Below are 24,842 nucleotides of genomic sequence, written 5' to 3'. Positions count from 1 at the left end.
CTTATAGCAATAATTTCTACTTTTGAACGTTGATTATATGTTTGGTCTTTTAATTATCGATTTAACTAATTGATTTTTAACGGATCAAAAATATAAGTAAATACAAAATAGATGGTAAATTTCAGAAAATATATTTCAGGTATTACGGTGTTGGCCACTGGTTTTATCCTTGCCCAATCTACCGTTTCTACCGTTCTTTATTCTCAGGCTTATGACAATCAAAAAAGTAGTTTAAACTTACCTTCCCCGATTACTTCGGCGGTAGAAAAAGCTATTTTGTCGCCCAAAGAACTGGTAGATATCAATGTAAACACAATGATGACCGACCCTGTGCTGAAAAATGCAACCTGGGGATTCGTAGTGTATGACCCGAAAACGAAGAAAGTAATTTCCTCGTACAATGAAAACACTCCTTTGGTTCCGGCTTCTACAACGAAATTATTAACCACCGAAACGGCAATGAATCTGTTAGGGGAAAATTATCGTTGGATGACCCAGCTGGAGTATTCAGGAAGTGTAGATGAAAACGGTGTTTTGAACGGAAATCTTTATGTAATAGGCAGCGGCGACCCATCTTTAGGGACAAATAAAGCTGGAGCCTGGTCTTACAGGGATATCGTTTCAGACTTCATCGGCGGACTTTCTCGCGAGGGAATCAAAAAGGTAAATGGTGATATTATTATTCAGACAGCGCTTTTCAAAGGTAATATTTCAAGACTTCCGGAAAATGTTGTGTGGCTAGAAAACAATAATTACTATTTGCCGGTTGGTACTACCCGTGAGATCAATCCTGCCAACGAAAAGCTGATCGTAAAAAAAGGAAGCACTTTCTCTGCAGAAAAGAAATATTTCTACGTTTCGCCTTACAACAGCCAAATGGTGTATGCTGAAAAGTACGAAGGTGACGGAATTTTAACAACAAAAATTCCCGATGCGCCTGCCTTTTTAGCAAATACTTTAAGAGCAACAATGATCAAAAGCGGATTGTCAATTACAGGAAAAGTAATGCCTAAAATGACAGACAATGCTTTGGAAAGCAGGAAGTTGGTTTCTTCCTATAAATCTCCTACGTTGGGTGATATTATTTTCTATACAAACCAGCATAGTGACAATTCTTTAGCCGAAGCATTGTTAAAAACAGTTGGTTTCCAGAAATTGGGTGATCAGACTTCTGAATCAGGAAGAGCAGTGGTTACCAGTCACTTAAAGGATGAAGGTTTTGATATGATTGGTTTAAATTATATGGATGGAAGCGGGCTTTCAAGAAGTAATAATGTTACACCGATTTCTCAGGCAAAATTTTTAACATCTTTAATGGATGAAAAATATTATAAGACTTATTTAAACTCATTACCGGTTGGCGGACAATCTGGAACATTGAAGAGAATGTTTGTAGGAACAGGAAACGGACAGGTTTTTGCGAAGACAGGAACGTTAAATAAAGTTAAAGCCTTGGCAGGATACCTAAAAACTAACTCAGGGAAAACTTTAGTTTTTTCATTAATGGTTAATAATTATGCAGGATCTGTTGATATGGTGAAGAAAAGAATGGAAAAAATTCTAGAGCCGGCATTAGATCTTTAAAAATATTTATTTTATTATTATAACAACCTTTTAATCAATGATTAGAAGGTTTTTTTTATCTTTGATTATAATATGTTATTATGAAAAAACTATACTTTCTCGTTGTAAGTGTTTTTATATTTCATTCCTTTCATGCTCAAAATGAAAATATTGAGAAAAAAGGAATGATGATCGCAAAGGAAGCGCAATCTTTTGCCAATAAAATGACTGCTTACAACCTCAATCCCAATACTTTAAACTATGATCTGCAGTATCAGAGAATGGATGTCACTTTGGATCCGTCTGTTTATAATATCTCAGGCTCGGTGACTTCTCATTTTAAGCCGACACAGAGTATGAGCAGCATTTATTTTGATCTGGCTAATACTTTAACGGTTTCTCAGGTTCAGTATCACGGGAATACATTGGTTTTTCAACAGCTTCCGACAAAAGAGGTGAAGATTGATTTTCAGTCACCTCTTCCAGCAAATGTCCTGGATTCTTTAACGATAACTTATTCAGGGCCACCTGCGTTAGATAATGATGCTTTTTCAACGGGCTCACAGAGCGGAACAGCAATTGTTTCTACTTTAAGTGAACCTTACGGAGCACAAGACTGGTTTCCGACGAAGCAAAGTATGAATGATAAGATCGATCAATTTGATTTTAAAATTACAACGCCTTCACAGTATAGTGTTGCTGCAAACGGGAAATTTATGTCTGAAACAGCTCTTCCGGGTGGCCAAAAACTGACTTTCTGGAGAACAATGTATCCAACAGCGGCATATTTGGTTGCTCTTTCAGTTACAAATTTTGTCAAGCTCAATGATACGATGGGAAATCCACCTTTCCCTTTTGTGAATTATCTTTATCCGTCAACGATCAACAATGCTTCTGCAATGTCTGATATTGAATGGACCAAGCAGATTATGAATACTTTTGAAACCTATTTCGGCCCTTATCCGTTTAGAAATGAAAAGTACGGCCACATGGAATTTAATTATGGCGGAGTTTGCATGGAGCATCAAACGATGTCGTCAATGAGTGCCTGGGGAAGACCGGTTATCGCTCATGAGCTTGCACATCAATGGTTTGGAGACAAAGTAACCTGTGGTGCCTGGAATGACATTTGGCTGAATGAAGGGTTTGCAACATTTGGAGAACACCTGGCTAATGAAAAACTTTTAATGAGTAACGCACAATTCATGACTTACTTATTAAATGAAAAAAACTATATCACAAGTTCTCCAGGAGGCACCACTTATGTGGCAGATAGCAATTTAGGCAATATCGGAGCTATTTTCAGCGGAAGATTGTCTTATTCTAAAGGTGGATATATTGTAAGAATGATTAAATGGGTGCTAGGCGATACGGCTTTTTATCAGGCCATTAAAGAATATCATTCAAGACCGAATCTGGCGTATAATTACGCAAAAAGTACGGATTTAAGCGCGTCTTTATTACAGTCTACAGGAAAAGATTTTACAGAATTTTTCAATGATTGGGTATATGGAGAAGGTTATCCGACTTATGATATCAGATGGAAGCAGGTAGGTAATCAAATTGCATTCAAGGCTTCACAGACTCAAAGCAGCCCGACAGTAAGCTTCTTTGAAATGCCTTTGCCCATAAAAGTGAACGGAACAGGCGGTCAGGTTGCTTATTTTGCATTAAATAATACGACAAATAATCAGTATTTCACAGAAACTGTTCCTTTTCCGGTAGCAAGTGTTGAATTTAATTATGAATATCAGATGCTGGAAAAAAATTCTACCGTAACACAGGATAATACTTTGTCTGTGGCAGATTTAAATCTTGAAGAATTCACTTTATATCCAAATCCTGCCAGAAATGAATTGTATCTGAAAGGAATAAAAAAGGAAACTGAATTTACGATTTATTTCAGTGACGGAAAATTAGTCCGAAAAGAAAAATACCGGCCTGGAAAACCGATCAATATTTCAGAGTTGATTCCCGGAACCTACGTTTTTTCAATTAAGGATAAGAATATCAAATTTCTCAAACATTAAATAATTATAAAGCTTTCATTTTTGGAGGCTTTTTTATTTTGAATATATTCTTCTTGAAAAAAATCATCATTCACATTGCCAGAAAGGATAATGTGCTGAAATTATAGATATAAATCAAAATTTTATAATAAACCATCATAAAAGCGAATAGTTTACAGCGTTTTTATTAAATTAGCGCATCCAAAAAATTATCTAAAATGATCTCTAAAAAGTATCTTGAAAATTTACAGAACGAACTACAAAATATTGATAATGACGGACTTTACAAAAGAGAAAGAATCATTACTTCTCAGCAAAGTGCGGAAATAGAAGCCAACGGAAAAAAGCTGTTGAACTTCTGTGCCAACAATTATCTGGGATTATCAAACAATCCGGAGGTGATGAAGGCTTCTCAGGACATGATTGAATCTCATGGTTACGGAATGTCTTCCGTTCGTTTTATCTGCGGAACTCAGGATATTCACAAGCAGTTGGAAAAAAAAATTGCTGAATTTTTAGGTCTTGAAGATACTATTCTTTACGCCGCTTGTTTTGACGCCAACGGAGGTGTTTTTGAACCTTTGTTCACGGAAGAAGATGCAATTATTTCGGATGAATTAAATCATGCTTCAATCATCGACGGTGTACGTCTTTGTAAAGCAGCAAGATACCGTTACAAAAACAATAATATGGCGGATTTGGAAGCTCAGTTAATTGCAGCTTCTGAAAAAAATCACCGTTTCAAAATTATTGTGACAGACGGAGTTTTCTCAATGGACGGCATCGTTGCAGATTTGAAAGGAGTTTGCGATTTAGCGGATAAATATGATGCTTTGGTGATGGTTGATGACTCTCACGCAACTGGTTTCATTGGAAAAACAGGCCGTGGAACACACGAGGCCAACGAAGTGATGGGTAGAGTAGACATCATTACTTCTACGCTAGGAAAGGCCCTTGGTGGTGCTTTGGGAGGATTTACTTCCGGTAAAAAAGAGATTATCGATATGTTGAGACAGCGTTCAAGACCGTATTTATTCTCCAATTCTTTGGCTCCGGGAATCGTGGGTGCAGCTTTAAAAGTGTTGGATATGATCTCAGATGACACTTCGCTTCGTGACCAGGTAATGGAAAACGCAGAATATTTCAGAGCAGAAATGAAGGCTAAAGGTTTTGATATTCCTGATGGTGATGCTGCGATCGTTCCGGTAATGCTGTACGACGCACCTTTAGCTCAGAAAATGGCTGAAAAGCTGATGGATGAAGGGATTTACGTGATCGGATTCTTCTATCCGGTTGTGCCGAAAGGAAAAGCGAGAATCAGAGTTCAGCTTTCCGCGGCTCACACAAGAGCGCATTTGGATAAGGCAATTGTTGCTTTTGAAAAAGTAGGAAAGGAGCTTGGAGTAATTTCTTAATTAAATATAAAAATCAGGTTTATGAAAAAAATATTGCTGATCATTGGTTTTGTTTGTTTTCAAAGTTTTTTTGCACAAAACATTATGGATTTTGATCTTAAAAATGTTACGCTGCAGGGAATGCAACCTGTAAAAGTAAATCAGGAAATGAAAAATATCGGCATTACCCACATGCCATTTGTAACGGATAATCCTGATGTTATTTCCAAAATTGCCAATAAAGAAATTGCGTCTAAAGTTAAAAAAATCTATAGTTTTATTTATGATAATCCTAAAGATGAATTGCATGACGGAGGCGTTTTTGTCTATCAATTTAATTCTAAAAAAGACTTAGATAATTATCTTACCAAGAATTTTGAGCAGTCAAATTACCGGGTTTTAGTAAAAGATGTGTTTTATATACGCATCTGGAGCGATTATGGTTATCAGATAAAAGGTCAGGAAACAAGCGACGATCATTTAAATAAGCTGGAAAAATATTACACCAATTTGGGTGCAAAAAGAATTCAGCTGAAACCTGATCAATCAATTATGGAGACTTCAGTGGCCCAATAATTTAAAGATGATTTTTAAATCTAGATATTAGGATAAAAAATTTGAAATCATAATATTCAAAAAGGTTGATAAATGCTTTACACGATAATAAAAGCTTTACATATTATCTTCATGGTAAGTTATTTTGCGGGAATTTTTTATCTCGTGAGGATTTTTGTTTACTATAAAGATACCGATGAATTTGCAGAGGAAAAGAAGAAGATTTTAAGAGAACAATATGCGTTTATGGCTCGCAGACTTTGGAATATCATTACTGTTCCCGCCGGAATTATCATGGCGGTGTGCGGAATAATAATGATTTTCATGAATTCAGGCTTAATGAAAACACCTTGGTTTCATTTAAAATTAACTTTTCTGGTCGGACTGGCAATTTATCATTACTGGTGCTGGAAAAAAGTTTTACAATTAAAAGAACTTAAGGGAAATACCCTTGAAACTGCCAATATAAAATTAAGACAGGCGAACGAAATTGCAACTTTTATTCTGTTTTTGGTCGTCTTTACAGTGATTCTGAAAAATGGAGTTATTGAATACTGGTGGCAGTTAATCACAGGATTTTTCGTTTTGGTATTTTTGATCATGATGACCGTTAAGCTGGTTAATAAAAACAAGAAAAAATAAATAATTGCTTTAGGCTAAAGGCAGTAAGCGATAAACTTTTGCCTACTGCTTATAGCATATTGCTTACTGCAAATTTAAAAACTATGATTGCAATTTTTAAAAAAGAACTTTGGAGTTATTTCGGGAACTGGAGCGCGTGGATTATCATCGCAGCTTTCAGCCTGATAACGACATTGTTTTTATTTTTTTTCGAGAATGATTCCAACATTTTTGATATCGGAATGGCTTCTTTACAGAGTTATTTCGTTTTGGTTCCCTGGTTGTTGATGTTCATTATTCCGGCATTATCTATGAAAACTTTTGCGGAAGAACAGCAGACCGGAACATTAAACTGGCTTTTTTCACAACCGTTGAAAGTTTCAGATTTGATTCTCGGAAAATTTTTATCAGTTTGGACCGTTGGGATTTTATGCCTGATTCCGTCACTGATTTACCTTTATACAGTCTATGTTTTGGGCGTTCCGGCAGGAAATATCGATATGGGAATGACATTCGGAAGTTATTTCGGATTGATTATTCTGATCGCTGCTTTTTCGGGCGTCGGGATTTTAGCTTCTTCGCTTTCTCAAAACCAAATTATGGCTTATCTGTTGGGCGTTTTCATGTGTTTCATTATGTATTTTGGGATCGAACAATTAGCAAGCTATAAATTATTAGGCGGTGTAGATTTTATTTTGCAGAATATTGGTTTTTATCAACATTTTATGGGCTTTACGAGAGGTCTTATCGACTTTAAAGATGTCGCTTATTTTGTTTTTATCATCGGTGTTACGTTAATTTTGTCCAACCATTTTATCAATAAAAAGAAGTAGAATTATGAAGAAGATACCATTCAAATCGCCATTCGGAATTTTACTGTATGTTATTTTGCCATTGGCCATCATTCTTGCCGTTTTGGGAATCAGATTAGATTTAACAAAAGAAAAAAGATATACCCTTTCCGATAGCACAATTAAGGTATTGGAATCGGTTAAAAAACCTTTTATGATCGATGTTTATTTGGAGGGAGATTTTCCTGCAGATTTTAAGCAGCTTCAGAGTGAAACGAAATTCATGCTGGAAAACTTCAGAAAAGTAAATCCAAATGTTGATTTTCAGTTTGTTAATCCTATTGAATCAAAAATTCCGAAAGACACTTTATTGGCAAGAGGAATATTCCCTTCTGTGCTGGACGATCGAAAAAGCGGTAAAACATCACAAATAGAAATTTATCCTTATGCTCTTATTAAAAACGGAAAAAATAAAGTCACCGTACCACTTATCGTAGAACAAAATTATGCCGATAATGCTGAATTGCTTAATAAATCTATTGAAAATTTAGAATATAATTTAGTTTCCAGGCTTAAAATTGCAACCAATGAAAGCTTCAAAAAAGTTGGTGTATTGGTCAATCAGGATGAATTAAGTCCGGGAGAATTTCAGGGATTCATGAGCCTTGCCCTGGAAAATTACAATGCGGGACCCATTATTCCTAAAAATCAGAAAGAATTAAGTCTGGCTGATGTTCCATTGCTGAAACAGATGAGCGCTTTGGTGATTGCAAAACCGAGAAAAGCATTTACAGATCAGGAAAAAGTGATCTTGGATCAATACATCATGAATGGAGGGAAAACGCTTTGGATGATCGATGCAGTAAACGCCGAGATGGATACTTTGATGAGATCAGAAAAACTGATGCCTTTCCCCGTAGATCTTAATATGACAGACTTCTTTTTCAATTATGGATTAAGAATAAATCCGGCTTTGGTAAAAGATGTAAAGAAATTTGCTAAATTAAAGTTTGTCGCAGGGGAAGTTGCCGGAAATGCACAATATTCTACACAGCCGTGGCCTTATTTTCCTTTAGGAATTGCAGAAAATGATAATCCGATAACGAAAAATATTAATCCTGTTAAATTTGAATTTCCGACTTCGATTGATACGCTGGGAAGAAAAAATATTAAGACCAATGTTCTCTTTGAATCTAGCGAAAGAACATTGCTGAAGCAGGTTCCGAATTATGTCAGCCTAGAGGAAATCAACAGCGTCGACAGTCTCGGACAAATGGAAAAACCAAGCACGCCTAAGATTTTTGCGGTTGCCTTACAAGGGAAATTTACTTCGGCTTACGCTTCAAGAATTGAAAGAAAATCGTATCCAGGCTTTAAAGCTTCAAGTCCTGAAAATAAAATGATCGTCATCGCAGACGGAGACGTCGGAAGAAATAAAGTCGTAAAAGGAAAACCGTTACCTCTGGGAATGGATGTCCTTACACAGGAACGTTTCGGAAACGAACAGTTCTTAAAAAATGCTTTAGATTATCTTTTGGATGACAGCAATCTGATGGAATTAAGAAACCGTAATATCGAAGAAAGACTTCTCGACCGATACCTGATTGGTGAAGAACGAAATTACTGGCAATGGTTTAATTTGCTGCTTCCTTTAGCCATTATTGGTATTTTGGGAGGATTGTTCTTCTGGTTGAGGAAGAGGAAGTTTGGATAGAAATAGAAAAAGAGAAGTGTGAGCTTCTCTTTTTTTGTTATTTAAGTTATTGTCTTTCTTGAATTTTAACAGGGTTTTGTCTTGCATCAAAAACATCACTAATTTCAATTTGGTTCTTTTCTTCGTTAAACCAATAAATGATTTTATAGTTTTTGTAAATCAAGTATCTGAAATTTTCTTTTCTTGATAAAAGCAATTCTTCCTTTTGTCCTATTTCTTGTTGAAAATCCAGAGTATTTGTCTTTTCAACAATTCCGATAACAAGATTTTTAGCAATTCTAGGACTCGCTTTTAATTTATAATAATCAAAGATGTTCCTTAATTGCTCTTTTGCAAAATCTGTCCAGAATATCTTTACTGCCATTGCTTAATTTCAGAAAGTAAATCATTCGACTCAATAACTTTGTCATTTTTAGAATCTTCTAATGATTGATCAATTCGTTTATTTAGTTCTTCAACTGAAAACGGTTTAGTATGATCTTCTTTATCTAATTTTGATAAAATATATTCCTCAATTTTCTCAAAGAAACTTTCGTCCTGAAGTTGAGCAAGATAGGTTATTAAATTTAATTTTCTGGTTTGAATATCCACGACTGATGTATTTGAATCAAAATTACAAATTAATTTTTAAAGAAAGGATCTCAATTAAACAACCTCCTAAACTCCCCCGGCGACTGCTTCACCTTTTGTTTAAACAACTTACTAAAAGACTGCGGATGCTCAAATCCCAATTCATAAGCAATTTCACTTACGGAGAGATTAGTTGTACTCAGGCGTTCTTTTGCGGTGTCAATGATTTTATTTTGAATATGCTGCTGCGTATTTTGTTGGGTATGAATACGAAGCAGACTTCCCAAATAATTGGGTGAAATATTCATCTGTTCAGCAATGGTTTTCACGGAAGGAATACCGTTTTCGATGAGATTTCCGTTTTCAAAATATTGGGAAAGAACTTCTTCAAATCTTGCCAGCAATTCGTGACTTGATTTTTTTCGCGTAAAAAACTGACGCTCGTAAAAACGTTCGGCATAAATCAGGAACAGTTCCAGTTGGGCAACAATCAGTTCCTGGGTGAATTTATCGATATTCGTCTGATATTCTTTTTCAATATTTTTAAAGAGGTCAACGATTATTTTCTCTTCCTTATCCGAAAGAAAAAGAGCTTCATTGATCTGATAGCTGAAAAATTCGTAAGATTTTATTTTTTTAATTAAAGAAGTTCCCCAAAGGAAATCGGGGTGAATCAGCAGTAAATATCCGGTTGGTTCCACTTCAACACCGGGCTTCATTTCAAGGCTCAAAAACTGAAGCGGAGAAACAAAACACAATACCCCGGAATCAAAATCATACTCCTGCTGTCCATAATTGAACTTAGCATTCACATTTCTTTTCAAGCCGATCGAATAGAAATTCTGGATCCATTTCAATTCGCTGTCGTCTACAGGATATCGTACTTTGCTGTAATCTATCAGACTGACCAACGGATGCTCAGGATTCGGAAGACTACAGAAAGCATGAAATTCAGAAATAGAATTAAAACGAAATGTCTGTTTCATAATGACTAAGTTATTAATTATTTTGAAATTAATTTTGGATGTAAAAATATTTTAGACTGAGATCCTTCGACAGGCTCAGGATGACACGTGTAAAACTTTGCGTCTAGATTAAACGGTTAGTATTAGCAGAATGTCATCCTGAGCCTGTCGAAGGATCTCTAAAGCTTTTTAAAAATTAAATCACAGTCGATAACGTAAGGCTTTCCCACTTATCGGCATCTCCTTTAATCGTAGCTATTTTAGTGTCTAAAAACTCTGATGCACCGCTTCCCAATAAGAAATGTACGGGCGGATTTTGCGCTTCACTGATCGTAATAATTGCTTCAGCGCCTTTTTCAGGATCGTTGGGCTGGTTTCCGTTAATTTCATCAAGATGGGCCTGCTCAGAATTTCTTGCCGCTTCATATTCCGGAATCGAGTTTTCGGGTGTTCTTACAGACTCTTTCGACAAGAAATCGGTTCTGAAATATCCCGGATAAACAACGGTTGCTTTTACTCCGAAATCTTTAGCTTCTTCTGCCAAAGCTTCTGTCAAGCCTGCCACAGCAAACTTTGTGGAACAATAAATTCCCCATCCCGGAAAATTTCCCGAATAACCTCCAATGGAAGAAATATTGAAAATATGTCCTGATTTTTGCCCACGAAGGTAAGGCATTGCGTTTCTGATCACATTCAGCGTTCCGAAAACGTTGACATCAAAATTGGCTCTTGCCTCTTTGTCAGAAAGTTCTTCCAATGTACCGAGCTGACCGTAACCGGCATTGTTCACCACGATATCCAATTGTCCGAAATGTTCAACTGTTTTTGCAATGGCAGATTTTACATTTTCATTATCCGTTAAGCTTACTTCAAGCGGTAAAAATACGTCCGATGCTTCTCCAATTTCAGAGATTAAAGCCTGTACATCTCTGGTTGTCGCGGCTACGCGGTAATTTTGTTCTAATAATTTTTTAATTAAAGCTAATCCTAAACCTTTTGAGGCTCCTGTTACGAACCATACTTTTTTTGTTTCCATTTTTAAATATTTTATTGTTGTTAATGATGGTACAAAGATGGGAAGATGCCGAATCGTAAAAGTAGCCCAATCAACGAATGATGTAATCGAATCGTGAATTTAAAATTTTGTCTGGTTTTCAGATCGTATAAAAACTTTTCTCCTGTCTGAACTTCCGACAACTCGAGCTTACATTGTTTTGAGCTGTCGGAAGTTCCGACAATGAAAATCCAAACAGATTGACACTTTCTGAATGTCCGACGAAGAAAATCGAAATAGGTTTGCTCTGTCGGAAGTTCCGGCGGAAAGAATTAATATAGTTTGAGACTTTCTGATGTTCCGCCGGCAAAAATTGACAGTAGTTGAGAGCTTCTGAAGCTCTGGATTATCGTTTTTTGTTTTTTAAAGAGCAATTTGATTACATCGAAAAGTTGTTTTTAATTTTTATTTGGAGCTTTTTGACTTCGTCGAATTGTAAATTTTTATTTTAAGGAGCAATTTGATTACATCGAACAGTTGTTTTTAATTTTTATTTGGAGCTTTTTCCCGCTTTCCGCACTCGCTATTTTGGGGATATTTTTTTCGGCTGCGGCGGCTTTGCCGCCGCAGCCGAAAAAAATACCCCGAAAATGAGCTCAAACAAAGCTTCAATCGGGGCTAGGGTTGCAGTCATTTATTTAAATAGTCAAATAACCACACCATTTGTCTTCCCGTAGGGATCTAAGCAAAATTTTAAATTAATCTGGAAAGATTCGAGCCTGGATCAATAAGAGAAAACAAACGATGTGGAAAATTGTAGTGATCAAACCTTATAGATTTTTAAAACCTATAAGGTTTAGTAATTGAAAAAAGATACTGGTAATAAAATGCCCAATTTACAAATGACAGAATTCACAATTACCAATTAACAATTCACCATCTTACCACGGACTAATTCCCGTTTCATCCTCAATATCATTGCTATAATATTGTCCGGACGGTGCACTGTCGTCAGTCAAAGTATGCTTAATGATAAAAGAAGCGGCACTTTCTACGGAACCCGGACCGCTGTGCGCATTGAAATCCGTTGCCGTATAACCTGGATCAATAACGTTTACTTTAAACGGCATTTCTCGTAATTCATACGCTAAAGCGATTGTGTAAGCATTTAAAGCGGATTTTGACGGTCCGTACGCCGCGTTTTTTACATGGTAATATTTCCAGTTCGGATCGCTGTGTAATGTTAATGAACCAAGCCCGGAAGTGATATTGCTGATTCTCGGGCTGTCCGATTTTTTAAGCAAATCTAAAAAAGCCTGAGTAACGCGAATTACACCAAAGAAGTTGGTGTCAAAAACATCTTGAATGTCTTTAACCGGAGTTTCAGTTGTCGTTTGAGGGATTACTCCCAGAATTCCGGCATTGTTGATGAGAATATCCAGTTTTCCCTGCTCGTTTTCAATACTACTTTTAGCTGCTGAAATTGAATCCGGATTGGTAACATCTATTTCTACCGCTTTAATATTCTGAAAGCCCTTTTCGGTTAATTCCTTTACGACTTGTTCACCGTTTTCAAGGTTGCGGCTTCCGAGGTAAACGAATAATCCTTTTTCTGAAAGTTGTTTTGCTGTTTCAAGCCCAATGCTTCTGTTGGCCCCTGTAATTAATACTGTTTTCATTTCTTTGTTTTAATTGATGATGTAAAATTCCGCCAATTAAACAAGAAACCATTTGCCATTTGGCAAAAAGAGAAATTTAACGGATATTTTTTCTGATTCTGCTTAAAGAAGACTGTGTAACGCCCAAATACGAAGCAATATACGAAAGCGGAATCCGATTGACAACAGTAGGATAGATCTCTAAAAATTTTAAATACCGTGTCGTCGCATCTTCCGAAACGAGCGGGCTTCTTCTTTCTACTTTTTGCATCAGCGCTCTTGAAATAATTTTATGTACAATCGCATCAAATCCAACAATCGTTTGTAAAAGCTCCAGCCAGTCTTTTCTTTGAAAAGCGATGAGCTTACAATCTGTAACAGCCTGAACATAAGCGCTCGAACAGATTTGATTATCAAAACTTTCCAGATCTACAACCAGATTATTTTCTTCAATGAAATATTTTGTGATTTCTTCACCCTGATTATTGTAATAGCAAACCCGGAGAATTCCATCTACAATGAATCCGACCTGCTTTGCAATTTTTCCGGCTTCAGAAAAATATTGATCCTTCGGAAGGTCAATTTCCTGAGCCTTGCTTGCAATAAAATCTATCTGTTGTTGATTGAGATTTCCAAACCTTAATATAAAATCAAATAATTCTTTCATGAATGCAAGTTAATGAATGTAAGTGTGGTGGCATTTGCCATTTGGTAAAAAGTGATCTGTTAAAATTTTCTTTTATTTCCACATTTCGGACAGAAAGTCGCTGTTTTCGTTCTATATGGTTTCCCGCAATTTTCGCAATTGGGACCATACATATCAATAAAATGGTGCATAATTGCATTAGGATTTGTTTCTTCAAAACCAGTTAAATCTTTATAATAATCGAGGAGTTTTTTGAAATTTTCCACAGTATGCTTTTTAGTTTTCTTAATTTCCTGAAAACCTTCTGTATATAATTGTGATGCAATGTTCCCTTCTTCCTCATCAAGCATAGGAACATCCATTTTACAACGCCAACAATATCTGATTTTCATAATTAAACATCCTTTATAAAATCCTCATACTCATAATAAAACCTTTCAAAACCATCCATTTTCTCAACAAAAAACTCGAAAATCTCCTGCCAGGTATTTTTATTAAAAATAGAAACGCCATGTTTTTCAACCCAGATTTTAGCGATAATTTTTCCGTTTTCCAGGGTAAAATATTCTTCTTTCTGAAAGTCTCCGATAAAATCTTTCAGAATATCTTCCAGAGACCAGATCTTCTCATAATATGCATTTCGGAAAACTTCATCCTTCATTTCTATATCTAAAGAAACTTCCGCTTTTTTGTTATCAGCATTAAATTTAAATGAAAAATCCTTGACTTTGGTATCATATAATAGCCATTTTCTTGGGAAAGACTTTCCAAAGGCCGTCCAAAACTCTTTTTTTAATTGTTGCGCTTCCTGTTTACTGAACATGGGACAAACTTAATCAATTAAGAGGAAAATCGCAAAATTAGAAATTGTGACTGAATACAAAAACTTAATATTTTCATATTATAAATCCTTAAAAATGCAGGTTTTAAAGACTTATTATTTGTGCAATTAGTGAAAAAAAACAGTATAATTTGTATTAAAAAAATATTCAAACTATTTTCTTAAATTTGCTGTAATGCTATCGAAAAAATCTCAATATGCTTTTAAGGCACTGTCATATCTCGTGGAAAAAAGGAATGACGGCCCGATTCTTATTTCCCAGATTGCGGAACACAAGAAAATTCCTTTAAAGTTTTTAGAAAATATCCTGCTTGAATTAAAAAAAGCCGACATCCTGGATAGTAAAAAAGGAAAAGGAGGCGGTTATTTTTTTAAAGAAAACCCTGAAAATGTGAAGCTTGCAAAGATTATTCGTCTGGTTAACGGCCCAATTGCGTTGCTGCCGTGTGTAAGTCTTAATTTTTACGAAAAATGTGACGACTGCAACGAAGAGCACTGTAGTTTACATGATGTGCTGATCGAAGTCCGAGATGCTTCACTTAAAATTTTAGAAGAAAAAACTTTACTGGATTTGATCGATTGATCTGATCCTTTTTTGAAATTATTAGTCCACTTATTTTGTGGGATAATGTTTTATTAAGATATTTGCATGATTTCAAATGAAATTGTAATGATTTTGATATGGTGATTTCAAATAAAGTTCAACTCAGGCTTAATATATTTTTTGCGACGGTTGCGGTATTGTTCATCGTGGTTTTTACTATGTATGAAGTCGGATATCTTGATGAGCTTTTAACCATTTTAGCAAAAGACAATTATATTTTTTACTGGATGCTTTTGGTGGGTTTTTTAGCTGAAATTATCGCCGGATCAATGGGAATGGGCTACGGAGTAATTTGTACGACGACCCTTTTATTCCTGAATATTCCGCCGCATATTGTGAGTGCAAGCATTCATTCTGCAGAAAGTTTTACAACGGCAGCGGGAAGCATCAGTCATATCAAGCTTAAAAATGTAAGCAAAAGTTTAGTAAAAAAACTAGCGGTCCCGGCAGTGATTGGGGCCATCCTCGGGGCTTTGGCACTGACTTATTTAGGTGAATATTATTCAAAAATTACAAAAGCAGCTATTGCTTTTTACACGTTGTATCTCGGGATTCAGATTTTATCGAATGCATTTAAGCCAAAACAGAATAAAGCATTAAAAAGGAAGACAAACCTCGTAAGATTAGGCATTATCGGTGGTTTTATCGATTCTTTCGCCGGTGGAGGATGGGGCCCGTTGGTGACAGGAACTTTAATTAAAAATGCTTTTACGCCAAGATTTGCGGTCGGAAGCTCAACAGTCGCCAAATTTATTTTAACCATAAGTGCTGCAATCACTTTCTTTTTTACATTAGGAATCCAACATTGGAATATAATTCTCGGACTTTTAATCGGCGGAATTATAACAGCTCCTTTTTCTGCAATGCTTACCGCAAAACTTCCTGTTAAAAAGATGTTTCTCATCATCGGAATTTTAGTCATCTTAATGAGCCTGATAACGATCTATAAATCAGTTTTTAAATAAAATTTTCTTCAATTGTGGAAAAATAAAAGAGATAAAAATATTTTCGGTTTTAAAAATATTTTACTTTTACGTCATAAAAAAATTATATGAATTTATATGTAGTTGCGCTTTTTAAATTTAATGAAAATTATCTGATGGAAGCAGTGGAACGTTTTCAGATTTTGGTAAGAGAAACCAGAAAAGAAGAGGGTTGCCTGCAATATGACCTTATTGAAGATAAAAATAATAAAGGTACTTTTTTTATGGTTGAATTGTGGGAAAGTGAAGAGCACCTGAACCGCCACAACGGGCAGGATCATCTTCTGGATTTCAGACGCGATGTCTCAAAAATGCTTGAAAGCTCAACACAAATTTATAAAGGATCGAAGATTTTGTAAGCTAATTTCTAATATCTAGCTTCTAACTTAAAATAAATGCTAAAAGGCTGTCCACAATTTGTGTGCAGCCTTTTATTAGAAAAAATAGAAAGTATTAAAATTTATTTTTGTGAATGGTCAAAAAAGTGAATTGTTAATCGTGAATATTCAATTTTTAAAATTTGACAACGAAGTTAATTCACATTTCACCATTCAATTTTTCACTTATTTCACTATTAATTTCTTCGTTTCTGTGCTTCCGCCGAAAGTGATTTTCACTAGATAATTTCCTGAAGGAAGCTGAGATAAATTTAAATCCTGTTTGTAAAAACCTGCCTGATTGGTCAATTCCGCTGAATACACTTTTTTACCCGATAGATCGTAAACTTCTACATGGCCTTTGTTGTTTACTTTTTCTTTAATATCAAATAAAACGGTAACGTGCTTATCAGCCGTAGTTGGATTCGGATAGATTCCGAAAGATGCTTTTTTGTTGGCAATATCAGTAACCCCTAAAACTGATGTTATATTTTTATATTTGAAATACATATTTCCTGTACCTGCGCCGCCATTTTGCGTAAAATACATCCTATAATAATCAGATCCCTGTTTTACATAATAGACGACATCGTTATAAACTCCGGTTGTGGGCTTCCAGGAGTGGCCGATGGTGGTAATGTTGTTGGAAAATGATCCTGAAACAGGAAGAGTAGCAGCAGCTGTTTCCTGAGTTTCCGGCTGTACTTTTGCCACGGAAATATTTGGGCTTTGGATCGCTCCGGACAGTCTGTACATCATAATTCCGCCGTAGAAAGTCCAGTATCTGGTGAACATTAAATCCCAGTTTGCTTTTGGCGGCTCAAGGTTGGCAACTTTATCTCCTGTTGTGAAAGAAAAATAGTTGAAAAACGCATCATCAGTACCATTGGCGATGGTTTTTGTCTGAGTGGCATCCCATGTTGTACCGTTCCATTTTGAATACTTGAATGTATAACCGCCGAAATAATCAGTGATCATAAATTTATAATAAGTGTTTGTGTTTAAGTATTTTAAAACAAAAATTACTTTTCCTTCAATATGGTGAGTTCCTGGGTTATAATCTCCCCATCCGTAAGACGCAGTTCCTTGTTCGAAGGCACCTTCCTGAAGAGTTGTCGTCTGATCCGGATTGTACAAAGCGTTTCCCCAAGATGCAATATTTGCGATATTAATAGCATCCCAGTCCGTAGAAACATTAGAAGCCTGATAGACTTCAACATTTTGCGCATCATTAATCCTTGTTCCGAAGCTCATGCTTGAATTTCTGTAAAATGCAATATCCCAAGCGTCTGCGGGTTGAGAAACAATATTATTAGCACTAAAATCAAAAAAAACTCGGTTCTGATAATTAGGCCCTGTTGTAAGGTTTACCGTTGTGTATCCGTTTGTATCTGTTTGAGCAATTACGGTTTGTTGCACGCTCAAAGCAAAGACTGAAGCAAGAAGTAGTTTTGTTTTCATTATATCTTAATGTTAGTTATTATTTAGAATGATTCTACAAAACTATTAAATTATTTTTAATTGTTCTAAATAAAAACATGACATTTGTCTTGTTTTAAATTTTAGTAAGTATCAAATATCAGATGTTTTTTAATAAAAAAAGCTGACTCATGAATTTCATAAATCAGCCTTTAAGATAAGCTTTAGTCTAATAAATCTTACTTTTTAATGAATTTTGATTTTATTACCGAACCTTCTGCAGTTTCAATAATAATATAATAAACGCCAGTCTGAAGAGCGCTTATATCAAATTTTTGTCCGTTTAATTTACCTTCGGCAACATTTTGCCCTAAAGCAGAGAAAATCTGGATGTTTTTCGGTTCTTTTTTAGCTACAAACTGTAATGCTGTGTTGTCAGAATTTACAGCAAATTTAACATTTTCTGATGATTTTGTTGTATCAGTTGTGCCTAATGAAGCAGTCGTGTTGTACACAACATTATCAATTTGTATCGCAACGTGAGCTGCTGTAGGGGTAAATCTGAATACAATATATTGTGAAGCTGAAGCAGGAATTGGAACGGTAATATTTTGAATTGCACCAACCGTAGATAAAGTTGTAGAATTTCCTACCGGCACAAATGTTGTCATATCAGCCGGATTAGAAGCCAGACCGACCTGTACGCTTCCTGGGCCAGGCGAAGGAGATGCAAGAGTAACGGTAAAAGATACGGATTTATCTCCTGAAGGTGCTACAATCTGAGGTGTAACTAAGTACGATGGGGCATTTGTATTGTTTCCGGAATAAGCCTGAATAGCTTTATTAGCATCCGTTGTAACGATCATTAATGGGGCAGGAGGAAAAGGCATTGGGTTTGCAGCCATTATTGTGCTCCATCCGTTTTGTGGAAAAGTATTATTACCGGAAGTAAAGCCGTCAAAATTTTCGTTGATCGTGGCTACTTGTGCATTTGCCGTAATAGCCGTAAGCATTAGAGTTCCAAGAAGTAGTCTTAATTTCATAACGTTATTTTTATTTAGAATTATTCCACAAAAGTAATAATTTATTTTTAATTGTTCTAAATAAAGCATTATATTTGTCGAAAATTTTTGCATCTATGAAGAAGAAAGTGCTTTCCATTCTCTCTTTATCCACTGTTTTTTGGATGAATGCACAGGAAAAAGATTCTCTTAATCAGAAAAAAATAGAAGAGATTGTCATCACAGGGCAATATATGCAGCAGTCAATTAATAAATCTATTTATAAAGTTGAAGTTATTGATGCGCAACAGATTAAGAATATGGCGGTTACCAATGTAGCGGAAGTTCTTAATCAAAATCTTAATATTCTTATTGAGCCGAATAGAGGAAGCGGTGATTCAAACGCGAATATCATGGGATTAAGCGGTGAATACACTAAAATTCTTATTGATAACATTCCTGTCGTAAGCGACCAGGGAATGGGAAACTTAGTCGATCTCACAAAAATAAATGTTAATAATATTGAGCGTATTGAAGTCGTAAAAGGCTCAATGGGTGTTGAATACGGAAATAATGCCGTTGCTGGTGTAATTAATATTATTACAAAGAAAAATTACGGTAAAAAATTCACAGCGCAGGCTTCTTTACAGGAAGAAACAGTAAATAAAGATTATGATTGGTTTAAAAAAGGAAATGGAAGACATATTCAGTTTTTAAATGTGGGATATAAAATTAATGACAGATGGTCGGTTTCGGCAGATATCAATCATAATGATTTTCAAGGATATAAAGGGAAATACGGCGGTTATAAATATTTCACCGAAAATAATGACGGAAACCGCGGATATGAATGGATGCCAAAAGATCAGCTGACGACAAATGGCGTAATACGCTATAATAAAAATAATACAAGCTTTTTCTATAAAGTGAATTTTCTTACGGAGAAAATTAATTCGTATAATCCGATTGTTGAAGAATTATATTTAGGCGCCGGCAATAGAACATACACTTCTAATGATACGGATTATACTACAAAAAGATGGATCCATCAGTTTAATATTCAGACAAAATTAGGCTCGAGAATCAATTACAGCGGTGATTTTTCATATCAGACCCAGGAAAGGGATTTTCAGGATTATAAATACGATGTTCCCAACAGACAAGAGCTTTCCAGAGGGCAAAATCAGACATTTTATAAATCTGAAGTCATGTATTCCAGAGGGATGTTCAGCAATTTTCTGGATAGTGAGAAAATTAATTTTCAATTGGGATATGAATTAGACCGTACAAAAGGCTTTGCCAGCAATATTGACGGAAATTTTGGGACAACCGGCGAAAATACAGACATCAACAGAATTATTTTTAATTATGCTAATTTTTTATCCGCAGAATGGAATGTAAACAGTTGGTTTTCATTGCGTCCCGGTGTAAGATTAGCCTTAAGTAACAAGTTTGATTCCCAATATAATTATTCAGTAACAGCAAGATTTAAAACCACTGAAAAGTCTGATCTCCGTTTCATTTTTGGTTCGGCAAACAGATTTCCGGTTTATGACGAATTATATACCATGAGGGTTGATTTCAACCATGATATAAGAGGAAATGAAAATCTTAAGCCCGAAACCGGCTATTCGGCAGGAATTTTCTGGGATTACAATACAAAATCTTCAAATGACTGGAAATTCAATTTCAGCGCTTCCGGAATGTACCTTGATGTAAAAGACAGAATTGTAGATGTTGTAATCAGCAACAGCCCGTTGAAGCTGACTTATTTAAACGTAGATAACTATAAATCAATCCTATTCGGAGGCGGGATAAACATAAGAAAAGGGGATTTTACCTTTAATACGGGAGTTTCGGTTGTTGGGATTTCACAGATCTTAAATACCGGGAATATCACCTCGCCCGATGATTTTAATTTTTATACTGAAGCCAATGTAGCCGCAAATTACACGCTGCCCTCCACCAAGACCTTATTTGCTCTTTATTATAAATATTCAGGAACTCAAAAACGATATACGCACCAGGCAAACGCCAGTGATCCGCAGGATCCGGGGCAATATGTTTTGGGTGAGCTCGGAGATTTCAGCATGATGAATTTTACAGTAAGCCAGCCGTTTTTTAAGAATCATTTTGAGATCAGTGCCGGGGTGAAAAATATTTTTGATGTCTCCAGCGTACGAAATACCATTCAGTCGGGAGACAGCCACAATGCTGCATCAGATCAACAGAACCTATTTTACGGCAGAAGCTATTTTGCCAGATTAAATTATAATTTTTAAAGATTTAAAAATGAAAAAAATACTTTTTTGCTTTTTAATAGGAGCTTCTTTTATTTCGCAGTCTTGTATTAATGATAACGAAGATCCTGTGATTGTTGCTCCTTCAGACGGCGCAAGGGTAGACCCTAATGTTGGCGGTGCTACACAGCCTAATCAGGTTTGGATTGATTTGGGAACTGATAATGAGACTGTTACTAAAAGAACAGATTGGGATCTTGCATTGTATTCGGGAAGTGCTTTTAAGGTAGTTTTAAATTCATCAATTATGATGGCTGCCGGAAAAATTCCCAATGCTACCAATATAGATCTGGTAACGGAAGCAAGCCTTACGACTTTGAAAGATCAGGTTCAGGTAGCTAATTTTAATCCGGCTAATGAGGCTTATATTGATGATGTAAACGGTAATTTCCCGGCAGGCTATACCGCAATCGGAGAAATAAAAGCAGACGATTCTGAAAATGGGATTTACCTTGTAAATATGGGGAAAGAAATCTTCACAGGAACTGTCGCAACCGGTTCTGTCGCGACTGGAGGAGACAGCAGAGGTTGGATGAAGGTACAGGTTGTAAGATTCGGAGACGGTTATAAAGTGAAATATGCAGAGCTTAATTCAACCACACATAAAGAATTAACGATTGCAAAAAATGCAGCCTATAATTATAATTTCATTAGCTTAAAAAATAATAAAGAAGTCACAATTCAGCCTGAAAAAAAGAAATGGGATATCTGCTTTACGGTATTTACAAACATCATTACAGGTGCCGGAAGCTATATTTATGCTGATTTTGTGAACGTCAATACTGTTGGCGGGGCCGGGGCGTACGAGGTAGTGGTGACTTCAGGATCTGGAGTTGAAGCTTACAATAATTTTAAAGCTTCGGATATCAATCAGTCTAAATTTATCTATAATGACCAGCGTGTTATTGGTGCAAACTGGAGAAATCCTGTTGGAACAAACGGTCTTGAGGTATATGGCGATCGTTTTTATATTGTTAAAGACGCGGAAGGCTTTTACTTTAAGCTAAGATTTACCAGATTAACGGATGCCGCGGGAGAAAGAGGAAGGCCTCAGTTCGAATACAAACCTTTATAAAATAAATCAAATAATAGTATATCATGAAAAAATTCATTCTTGCAGCTTCTGTGCTTGTTGCAGTGTACTCCTGCAAAAAAGAAGATGGTGCTAAAAAAGAAAATACAACAGAAGTAAGTTCTGAAGCTCCAAAATCTACTCATAAAATCGTTACACTTAATGGTGGAATTACAGAAATCGTAGCCGCTTTAGGTCACGAAAAAGAGATCGTAGGAACCGATGTGACAAGCACTTACCCGGAATCATTGAAAGCTACAGCTAAAGATTTAGGTCACGTAAGATCAATGACAATTGAGCCGATCATGGCGGTTTCCCCGACATTAATTTTAGCTTCTGACAAAGACATCAACCCTGAATTAATGAAAAAAATCCAGGAATCAAAAATTCAGACTGAAATTTTTAAACAGGAATTTACAGTTGACGGAACCAAGAAATTAATCGCTGACGTAGCAAAAGCAATCGGTAGCACAGATTATCAAAAATTGAATGATAAAATCGATGCTGATTTAAAACAAATCAAGCCCATCGCCAAAAAACCGAAAGTATTGTTCATCTATGCAAGAGGAAATATGCTGATGGTTTCAGGAAAAAACACACCAATGGCTGCTTTGATCGGTCTTGCAGGAGGTGAAAACGCGGTGAATGATTTCGAAGATTTCAAACCTTTAACACCGGAAGCCGTTGTAAAAGCAAATCCTGATGTTTTATTCTTCTTCACAAGCGGTTTACAAGGTGCCGGAGGAAATGAGGGCGCCCTAAAAATGCCTGGCGTTTCGCAGACAAATGCAGGTAAAAATAAGAGAATTATTGCAATGGACGGAGGCTTGGTTTCAGGTTTCGGACCAAGATTAGGAGAAGCTGCCGTAGGATTAAACAAACTTTTAATTGAAAACACAAAGTAAACTTTACTTTTACATTATAATAAGTGCCATACTGCTGATTATCATTGCGGTATGGTCACTTAATACTGGCGTTTATGACTTTGGCGGTCAATCCGCATTTGAAGTTTTAAGGAAAGTAATACAGGGAGATTCCGATTTATCTTTAAGTGATAAATATGTGGTTTGGGACGTTCGTGCCTCAAGAATTATCATGGGAATCCTCATCGGAAGCATGCTCGCTGTTTCGGGAACCAGCTTACAGGGATTGTTTAAAAATCCTCTGGCAACGGGAGAAGCGATTGGTCTTACCTCAGGAGCAACATTACTGGCGGCAATTGCGATTGTTTTAGGAGGGCATTTTAAGCAATATCTTCCTGAAATGGTGCAATTTTCACTCACAGGAATTTCTGCTTTTTTAGGAGCTTTACTGGCCATGATGCTCGTGTACAGAATTTCTACAAGTGTAGGAAAAACAAATGTCGTCATGATGCTGCTGAGCGGAGTCGCAATTACATCAATCGGTTTTTCAATTACAGGATTTTTAATTTATATATCTAAGGATGAGCAGCTAAGGGATCTTACATTCTGGAATATGGGAAGCCTTGCCGGAGCAACATGGACGAAAAACGCAGTGCTGGCAATTGTTTTAACCGTTTCCTATATTGTTATACTCCCAAAAGGGAAAGCTTTGAATGCCATGATGTTAGGCGAAAGAGACGCACAGCATTTAGGAATTAATGTTGAAAAATTAAAAAGACAGATTATAATCATAACTTCTTTGATGATAGGTACTTGCGTGGCGTTTTCAGGAACAATCGGCTTTGTCGGCCTTATTGTACCCTATATTTTAAGGCTTTTATTTAAATCAAATTATACCTTTATTTTACCGTTGTCAGCGATCTTAGGAAGTGTGTTACTGTTAATTGCCGATACCTTCAGCAGAAGTATTGTCGCACCCTCGGAGTTGCCGATCGGTATTTTAACTTCAGTGATAGGAGGCCCGATTTTTATTGCTATTTTAATTAAGTTTAAAAAATCACTTTCATGATTAAAGCGCATCAAATCAGTTATAAGCATAAAGAATTTCACATTCTGGATGGTATTGATGTTCATTTGGAATATGGTGAATTTTTGGCAATTGTCGGCCCAAACGGAGCCGGAAAATCAAGTTTACTGAGTGTTTTGGCGAATGAAATAAAATCAGCACAGAATATTTTGTTTAAAAATAAAGACCTGAATAATTGGGAAATAATAGAGTTATCTAAAAATAAAGCAAAATTTTCACAACACAACAGCAACGATATTCCTTTGGAAGTGAAAGATGTCGTTATGATGGGCCGTTATCCGTATTTCGATGCCCAGCCAAGAAAAGAAGACCTTGAAGCCATGAATAATATGATGTATGAAACAGATGTTTTTCATTTAAAAGACAGAGAATACAATACATTGTCGGGTGGAGAAAAACAGCGTGTTCACCTTTCGAGAGTCATGGCGCAACTGCAGAACGAAATTGCCCACAAACTGCTTTTCTTAGATGAACCATTGAATAATTTAGATATTAAACATCAATATAAAGCTTTAGATATTATTAAAAATTTCACTAAAAAGGCCAATTCAGCTATTGTTGTTCTTCATGATCTGAACTTAGCCGCACAATATGCAGATAAAATTTTATTAATGAAATCAGGAAAGGTTTCCGCTTATGGAACACCACAGGAAGTTTTTACTGCTGAAAATATCAGCGCAGCCTACAATTTTCCCTGCACCATCTGCGATCACCCGATCACCCATAACCCAATGATTATTTTTGGATAATATGGAGTAAATCACCGAAATGCAGGAAGAAGTGAAAATTAAAACCGGAAATGAAACAATAACAAG

25 protein-coding genes are annotated in these 24,842 nt (G+C 36.0%); 15 read left to right on the top strand and 10 right to left on the bottom strand.

Going from position 1 to position 24,842, the window contains the following annotated elements:
* Nucleotides 1-111 precede the first annotated feature (111 nt).
* From dacB to gldG, 7 genes are all read left to right on the top strand, one after another.
* Entirely contained in the window at nucleotides 112-1,584 is a 1,473-nt protein-coding gene (gene dacB, locus BLT04_RS01315) for a D-alanyl-D-alanine carboxypeptidase/D-alanyl-D-alanine endopeptidase (protein ID WP_089752922.1), read from the top strand.
* 80 nt (nucleotides 1,585-1,664) lie between these two features.
* A complete protein-coding gene (locus tag BLT04_RS01310; RefSeq protein ID WP_089752920.1) occupies nucleotides 1,665-3,593 on the top strand; it encodes a M1 family metallopeptidase in 1,929 nt (642 codons plus the stop codon).
* A 197-nt stretch (nucleotides 3,594-3,790) separates the two neighbouring features.
* On the top strand, nucleotides 3,791-4,987 hold the full coding sequence (gene kbl, locus BLT04_RS01305; protein ID WP_089752918.1) for a glycine C-acetyltransferase: 1,197 nt from the start codon (nucleotides 3,791-3,793) through the stop codon (nucleotides 4,985-4,987).
* Nucleotides 4,988-5,008: 21 nt separating this feature from the next.
* Nucleotides 5,009-5,542, top strand: coding sequence for a hypothetical protein (locus BLT04_RS01300; RefSeq protein ID WP_089752916.1), 534 nt, complete (start codon nucleotides 5,009-5,011; stop codon nucleotides 5,540-5,542).
* Between the two features lie 72 nt (nucleotides 5,543-5,614).
* On the top strand, nucleotides 5,615-6,163 hold the full coding sequence (locus BLT04_RS01295) for a CopD family protein (protein WP_089752914.1): 549 nt from the start codon (nucleotides 5,615-5,617) through the stop codon (nucleotides 6,161-6,163).
* Between the two features lie 83 nt (nucleotides 6,164-6,246).
* Entirely contained in the window at nucleotides 6,247-6,975 is a 729-nt protein-coding gene (locus BLT04_RS01290) for an ABC transporter permease (RefSeq protein ID WP_089754166.1), read from the top strand.
* Between the two features lie 4 nt (nucleotides 6,976-6,979).
* Nucleotides 6,980-8,647 (top strand): gliding motility-associated ABC transporter substrate-binding protein GldG, encoded by a 1,668-nt coding sequence (gene gldG / locus BLT04_RS01285; RefSeq protein ID WP_089752912.1) that lies wholly within the window; start codon nucleotides 6,980-6,982, stop codon nucleotides 8,645-8,647.
* Nucleotides 8,648-8,693: 46 nt separating this feature from the next.
* Here gldG and BLT04_RS01280 read toward each other — a convergent pair whose 3' ends face one another.
* The 8 genes from BLT04_RS01280 to BLT04_RS01245 all read right to left on the bottom strand — a co-directional run bounded on the left by BLT04_RS01280 (nucleotide 8,694) and on the right by BLT04_RS01245 (nucleotide 14,303).
* A complete protein-coding gene (locus BLT04_RS01280) occupies nucleotides 8,694-9,011 on the bottom strand; it encodes a type II toxin-antitoxin system RelE/ParE family toxin (protein WP_089752910.1) in 318 nt (105 codons plus the stop codon).
* The gene (locus BLT04_RS01275; RefSeq protein WP_089752907.1) at nucleotides 9,002-9,238 is read right to left on the bottom strand and encodes a hypothetical protein; all 237 of its coding nucleotides are present in this window, start codon (nucleotides 9,236-9,238) and stop codon (nucleotides 9,002-9,004) included. The genes BLT04_RS01280 and BLT04_RS01275 overlap by 10 nt, the downstream gene beginning before the upstream one ends.
* A 50-nt stretch (nucleotides 9,239-9,288) precedes the next feature.
* A complete protein-coding gene (locus BLT04_RS01270; protein WP_089752905.1) occupies nucleotides 9,289-10,203 on the bottom strand; it encodes a helix-turn-helix domain-containing protein in 915 nt (304 codons plus the stop codon).
* A 175-nt stretch (nucleotides 10,204-10,378) separates the two neighbouring features.
* Nucleotides 10,379-11,218 (bottom strand): SDR family NAD(P)-dependent oxidoreductase, encoded by an 840-nt coding sequence (locus BLT04_RS01265; RefSeq protein ID WP_089752903.1) that lies wholly within the window; start codon nucleotides 11,216-11,218, stop codon nucleotides 10,379-10,381.
* An 899-nt stretch (nucleotides 11,219-12,117) separates the two neighbouring features.
* The gene (locus BLT04_RS01260; protein WP_089752901.1) at nucleotides 12,118-12,855 is read right to left on the bottom strand and encodes an SDR family oxidoreductase; all 738 of its coding nucleotides are present in this window, start codon (nucleotides 12,853-12,855) and stop codon (nucleotides 12,118-12,120) included.
* A 76-nt stretch (nucleotides 12,856-12,931) separates the two neighbouring features.
* Nucleotides 12,932-13,501 (bottom strand): Crp/Fnr family transcriptional regulator, encoded by a 570-nt coding sequence (locus BLT04_RS01255; protein WP_089752899.1) that lies wholly within the window; start codon nucleotides 13,499-13,501, stop codon nucleotides 12,932-12,934.
* Nucleotides 13,502-13,560: 59 nt separating this feature from the next.
* Nucleotides 13,561-13,872 (bottom strand): hypothetical protein, encoded by a 312-nt coding sequence (locus BLT04_RS01250; RefSeq protein ID WP_089752898.1) that lies wholly within the window; start codon nucleotides 13,870-13,872, stop codon nucleotides 13,561-13,563.
* 2 nt (nucleotides 13,873-13,874) lie between these two features.
* The gene (locus BLT04_RS01245) at nucleotides 13,875-14,303 is read right to left on the bottom strand and encodes a DUF4268 domain-containing protein (protein ID WP_089752895.1); all 429 of its coding nucleotides are present in this window, start codon (nucleotides 14,301-14,303) and stop codon (nucleotides 13,875-13,877) included.
* A 193-nt stretch (nucleotides 14,304-14,496) separates the two neighbouring features.
* On the opposite strand from BLT04_RS01245, the gene BLT04_RS01240 reads away from it, so the two are divergent.
* The 3 genes from BLT04_RS01240 (at nucleotide 14,497) to BLT04_RS01230 (ending at nucleotide 16,267) form a co-directional block, all read left to right on the top strand.
* Complete coding sequence (locus BLT04_RS01240) at nucleotides 14,497-14,904, top strand: RrF2 family transcriptional regulator (protein WP_089752892.1); 408 nt, start codon at nucleotides 14,497-14,499, stop codon at nucleotides 14,902-14,904.
* A 98-nt stretch (nucleotides 14,905-15,002) separates the two neighbouring features.
* The gene (locus tag BLT04_RS01235) at nucleotides 15,003-15,890 is read left to right on the top strand and encodes a sulfite exporter TauE/SafE family protein (RefSeq protein ID WP_089752890.1); all 888 of its coding nucleotides are present in this window, start codon (nucleotides 15,003-15,005) and stop codon (nucleotides 15,888-15,890) included.
* A gap of 86 nt (nucleotides 15,891-15,976) precedes the next feature.
* The gene (locus BLT04_RS01230; protein ID WP_089752888.1) at nucleotides 15,977-16,267 is read left to right on the top strand and encodes a putative quinol monooxygenase; all 291 of its coding nucleotides are present in this window, start codon (nucleotides 15,977-15,979) and stop codon (nucleotides 16,265-16,267) included.
* Between the two features lie 204 nt (nucleotides 16,268-16,471).
* On the opposite strand, the gene BLT04_RS01225 is transcribed toward BLT04_RS01230, so the two are convergent.
* Both BLT04_RS01225 and BLT04_RS01220 read right to left on the bottom strand, forming a co-directional pair.
* Complete coding sequence (locus BLT04_RS01225; protein WP_089752886.1) at nucleotides 16,472-17,746, bottom strand: T9SS type A sorting domain-containing protein; 1,275 nt, start codon at nucleotides 17,744-17,746, stop codon at nucleotides 16,472-16,474.
* A gap of 197 nt (nucleotides 17,747-17,943) precedes the next feature.
* Nucleotides 17,944-18,747, bottom strand: a complete 804-nt coding sequence (locus tag BLT04_RS01220) for a T9SS-dependent choice-of-anchor J family protein (protein WP_170828406.1) — start codon at nucleotides 18,745-18,747, stop codon at nucleotides 17,944-17,946.
* Nucleotides 18,748-18,842: 95 nt separating this feature from the next.
* Between BLT04_RS01220 and BLT04_RS01215 the strand changes: the two genes are divergently transcribed.
* From BLT04_RS01215 to BLT04_RS01195, 5 genes are read left to right on the top strand one after another with little or no spacing between them, the layout of a single operon-like run.
* A complete protein-coding gene (locus BLT04_RS01215) occupies nucleotides 18,843-20,987 on the top strand; it encodes a TonB-dependent receptor plug domain-containing protein (protein WP_089752882.1) in 2,145 nt (714 codons plus the stop codon).
* 10 nt (nucleotides 20,988-20,997) lie between these two features.
* A complete protein-coding gene (locus BLT04_RS01210) occupies nucleotides 20,998-22,080 on the top strand; it encodes an HmuY family protein (RefSeq protein ID WP_089752880.1) in 1,083 nt (360 codons plus the stop codon).
* 23 nt (nucleotides 22,081-22,103) lie between these two features.
* The gene (locus tag BLT04_RS01205; RefSeq protein ID WP_089752878.1) at nucleotides 22,104-22,982 is read left to right on the top strand and encodes a heme/hemin ABC transporter substrate-binding protein; all 879 of its coding nucleotides are present in this window, start codon (nucleotides 22,104-22,106) and stop codon (nucleotides 22,980-22,982) included.
* Complete coding sequence (locus BLT04_RS01200) at nucleotides 22,966-24,009, top strand: FecCD family ABC transporter permease (protein WP_089752876.1); 1,044 nt, start codon at nucleotides 22,966-22,968, stop codon at nucleotides 24,007-24,009. Before BLT04_RS01205 ends, BLT04_RS01200 begins: the two co-directional genes overlap by 17 nt.
* Nucleotides 24,006-24,776, top strand: coding sequence for a heme ABC transporter ATP-binding protein (locus BLT04_RS01195; protein WP_089752874.1), 771 nt, complete (start codon nucleotides 24,006-24,008; stop codon nucleotides 24,774-24,776). The genes BLT04_RS01200 and BLT04_RS01195 overlap by 4 nt, the downstream gene beginning before the upstream one ends.
* Nucleotides 24,777-24,842: the final 66 nt, after the last annotated feature.

The sequence above is a fragment of the Chryseobacterium soldanellicola genome, assembly GCF_900100115.1.
Taxonomy (GTDB): Bacteria; Bacteroidota; Bacteroidia; order Flavobacteriales; family Weeksellaceae; genus Chryseobacterium; species Chryseobacterium soldanellicola.
The sequence above is the reverse complement of the archived record's forward strand: the minus strand, read 5'-3'. Positions and strand labels throughout refer to the sequence as shown.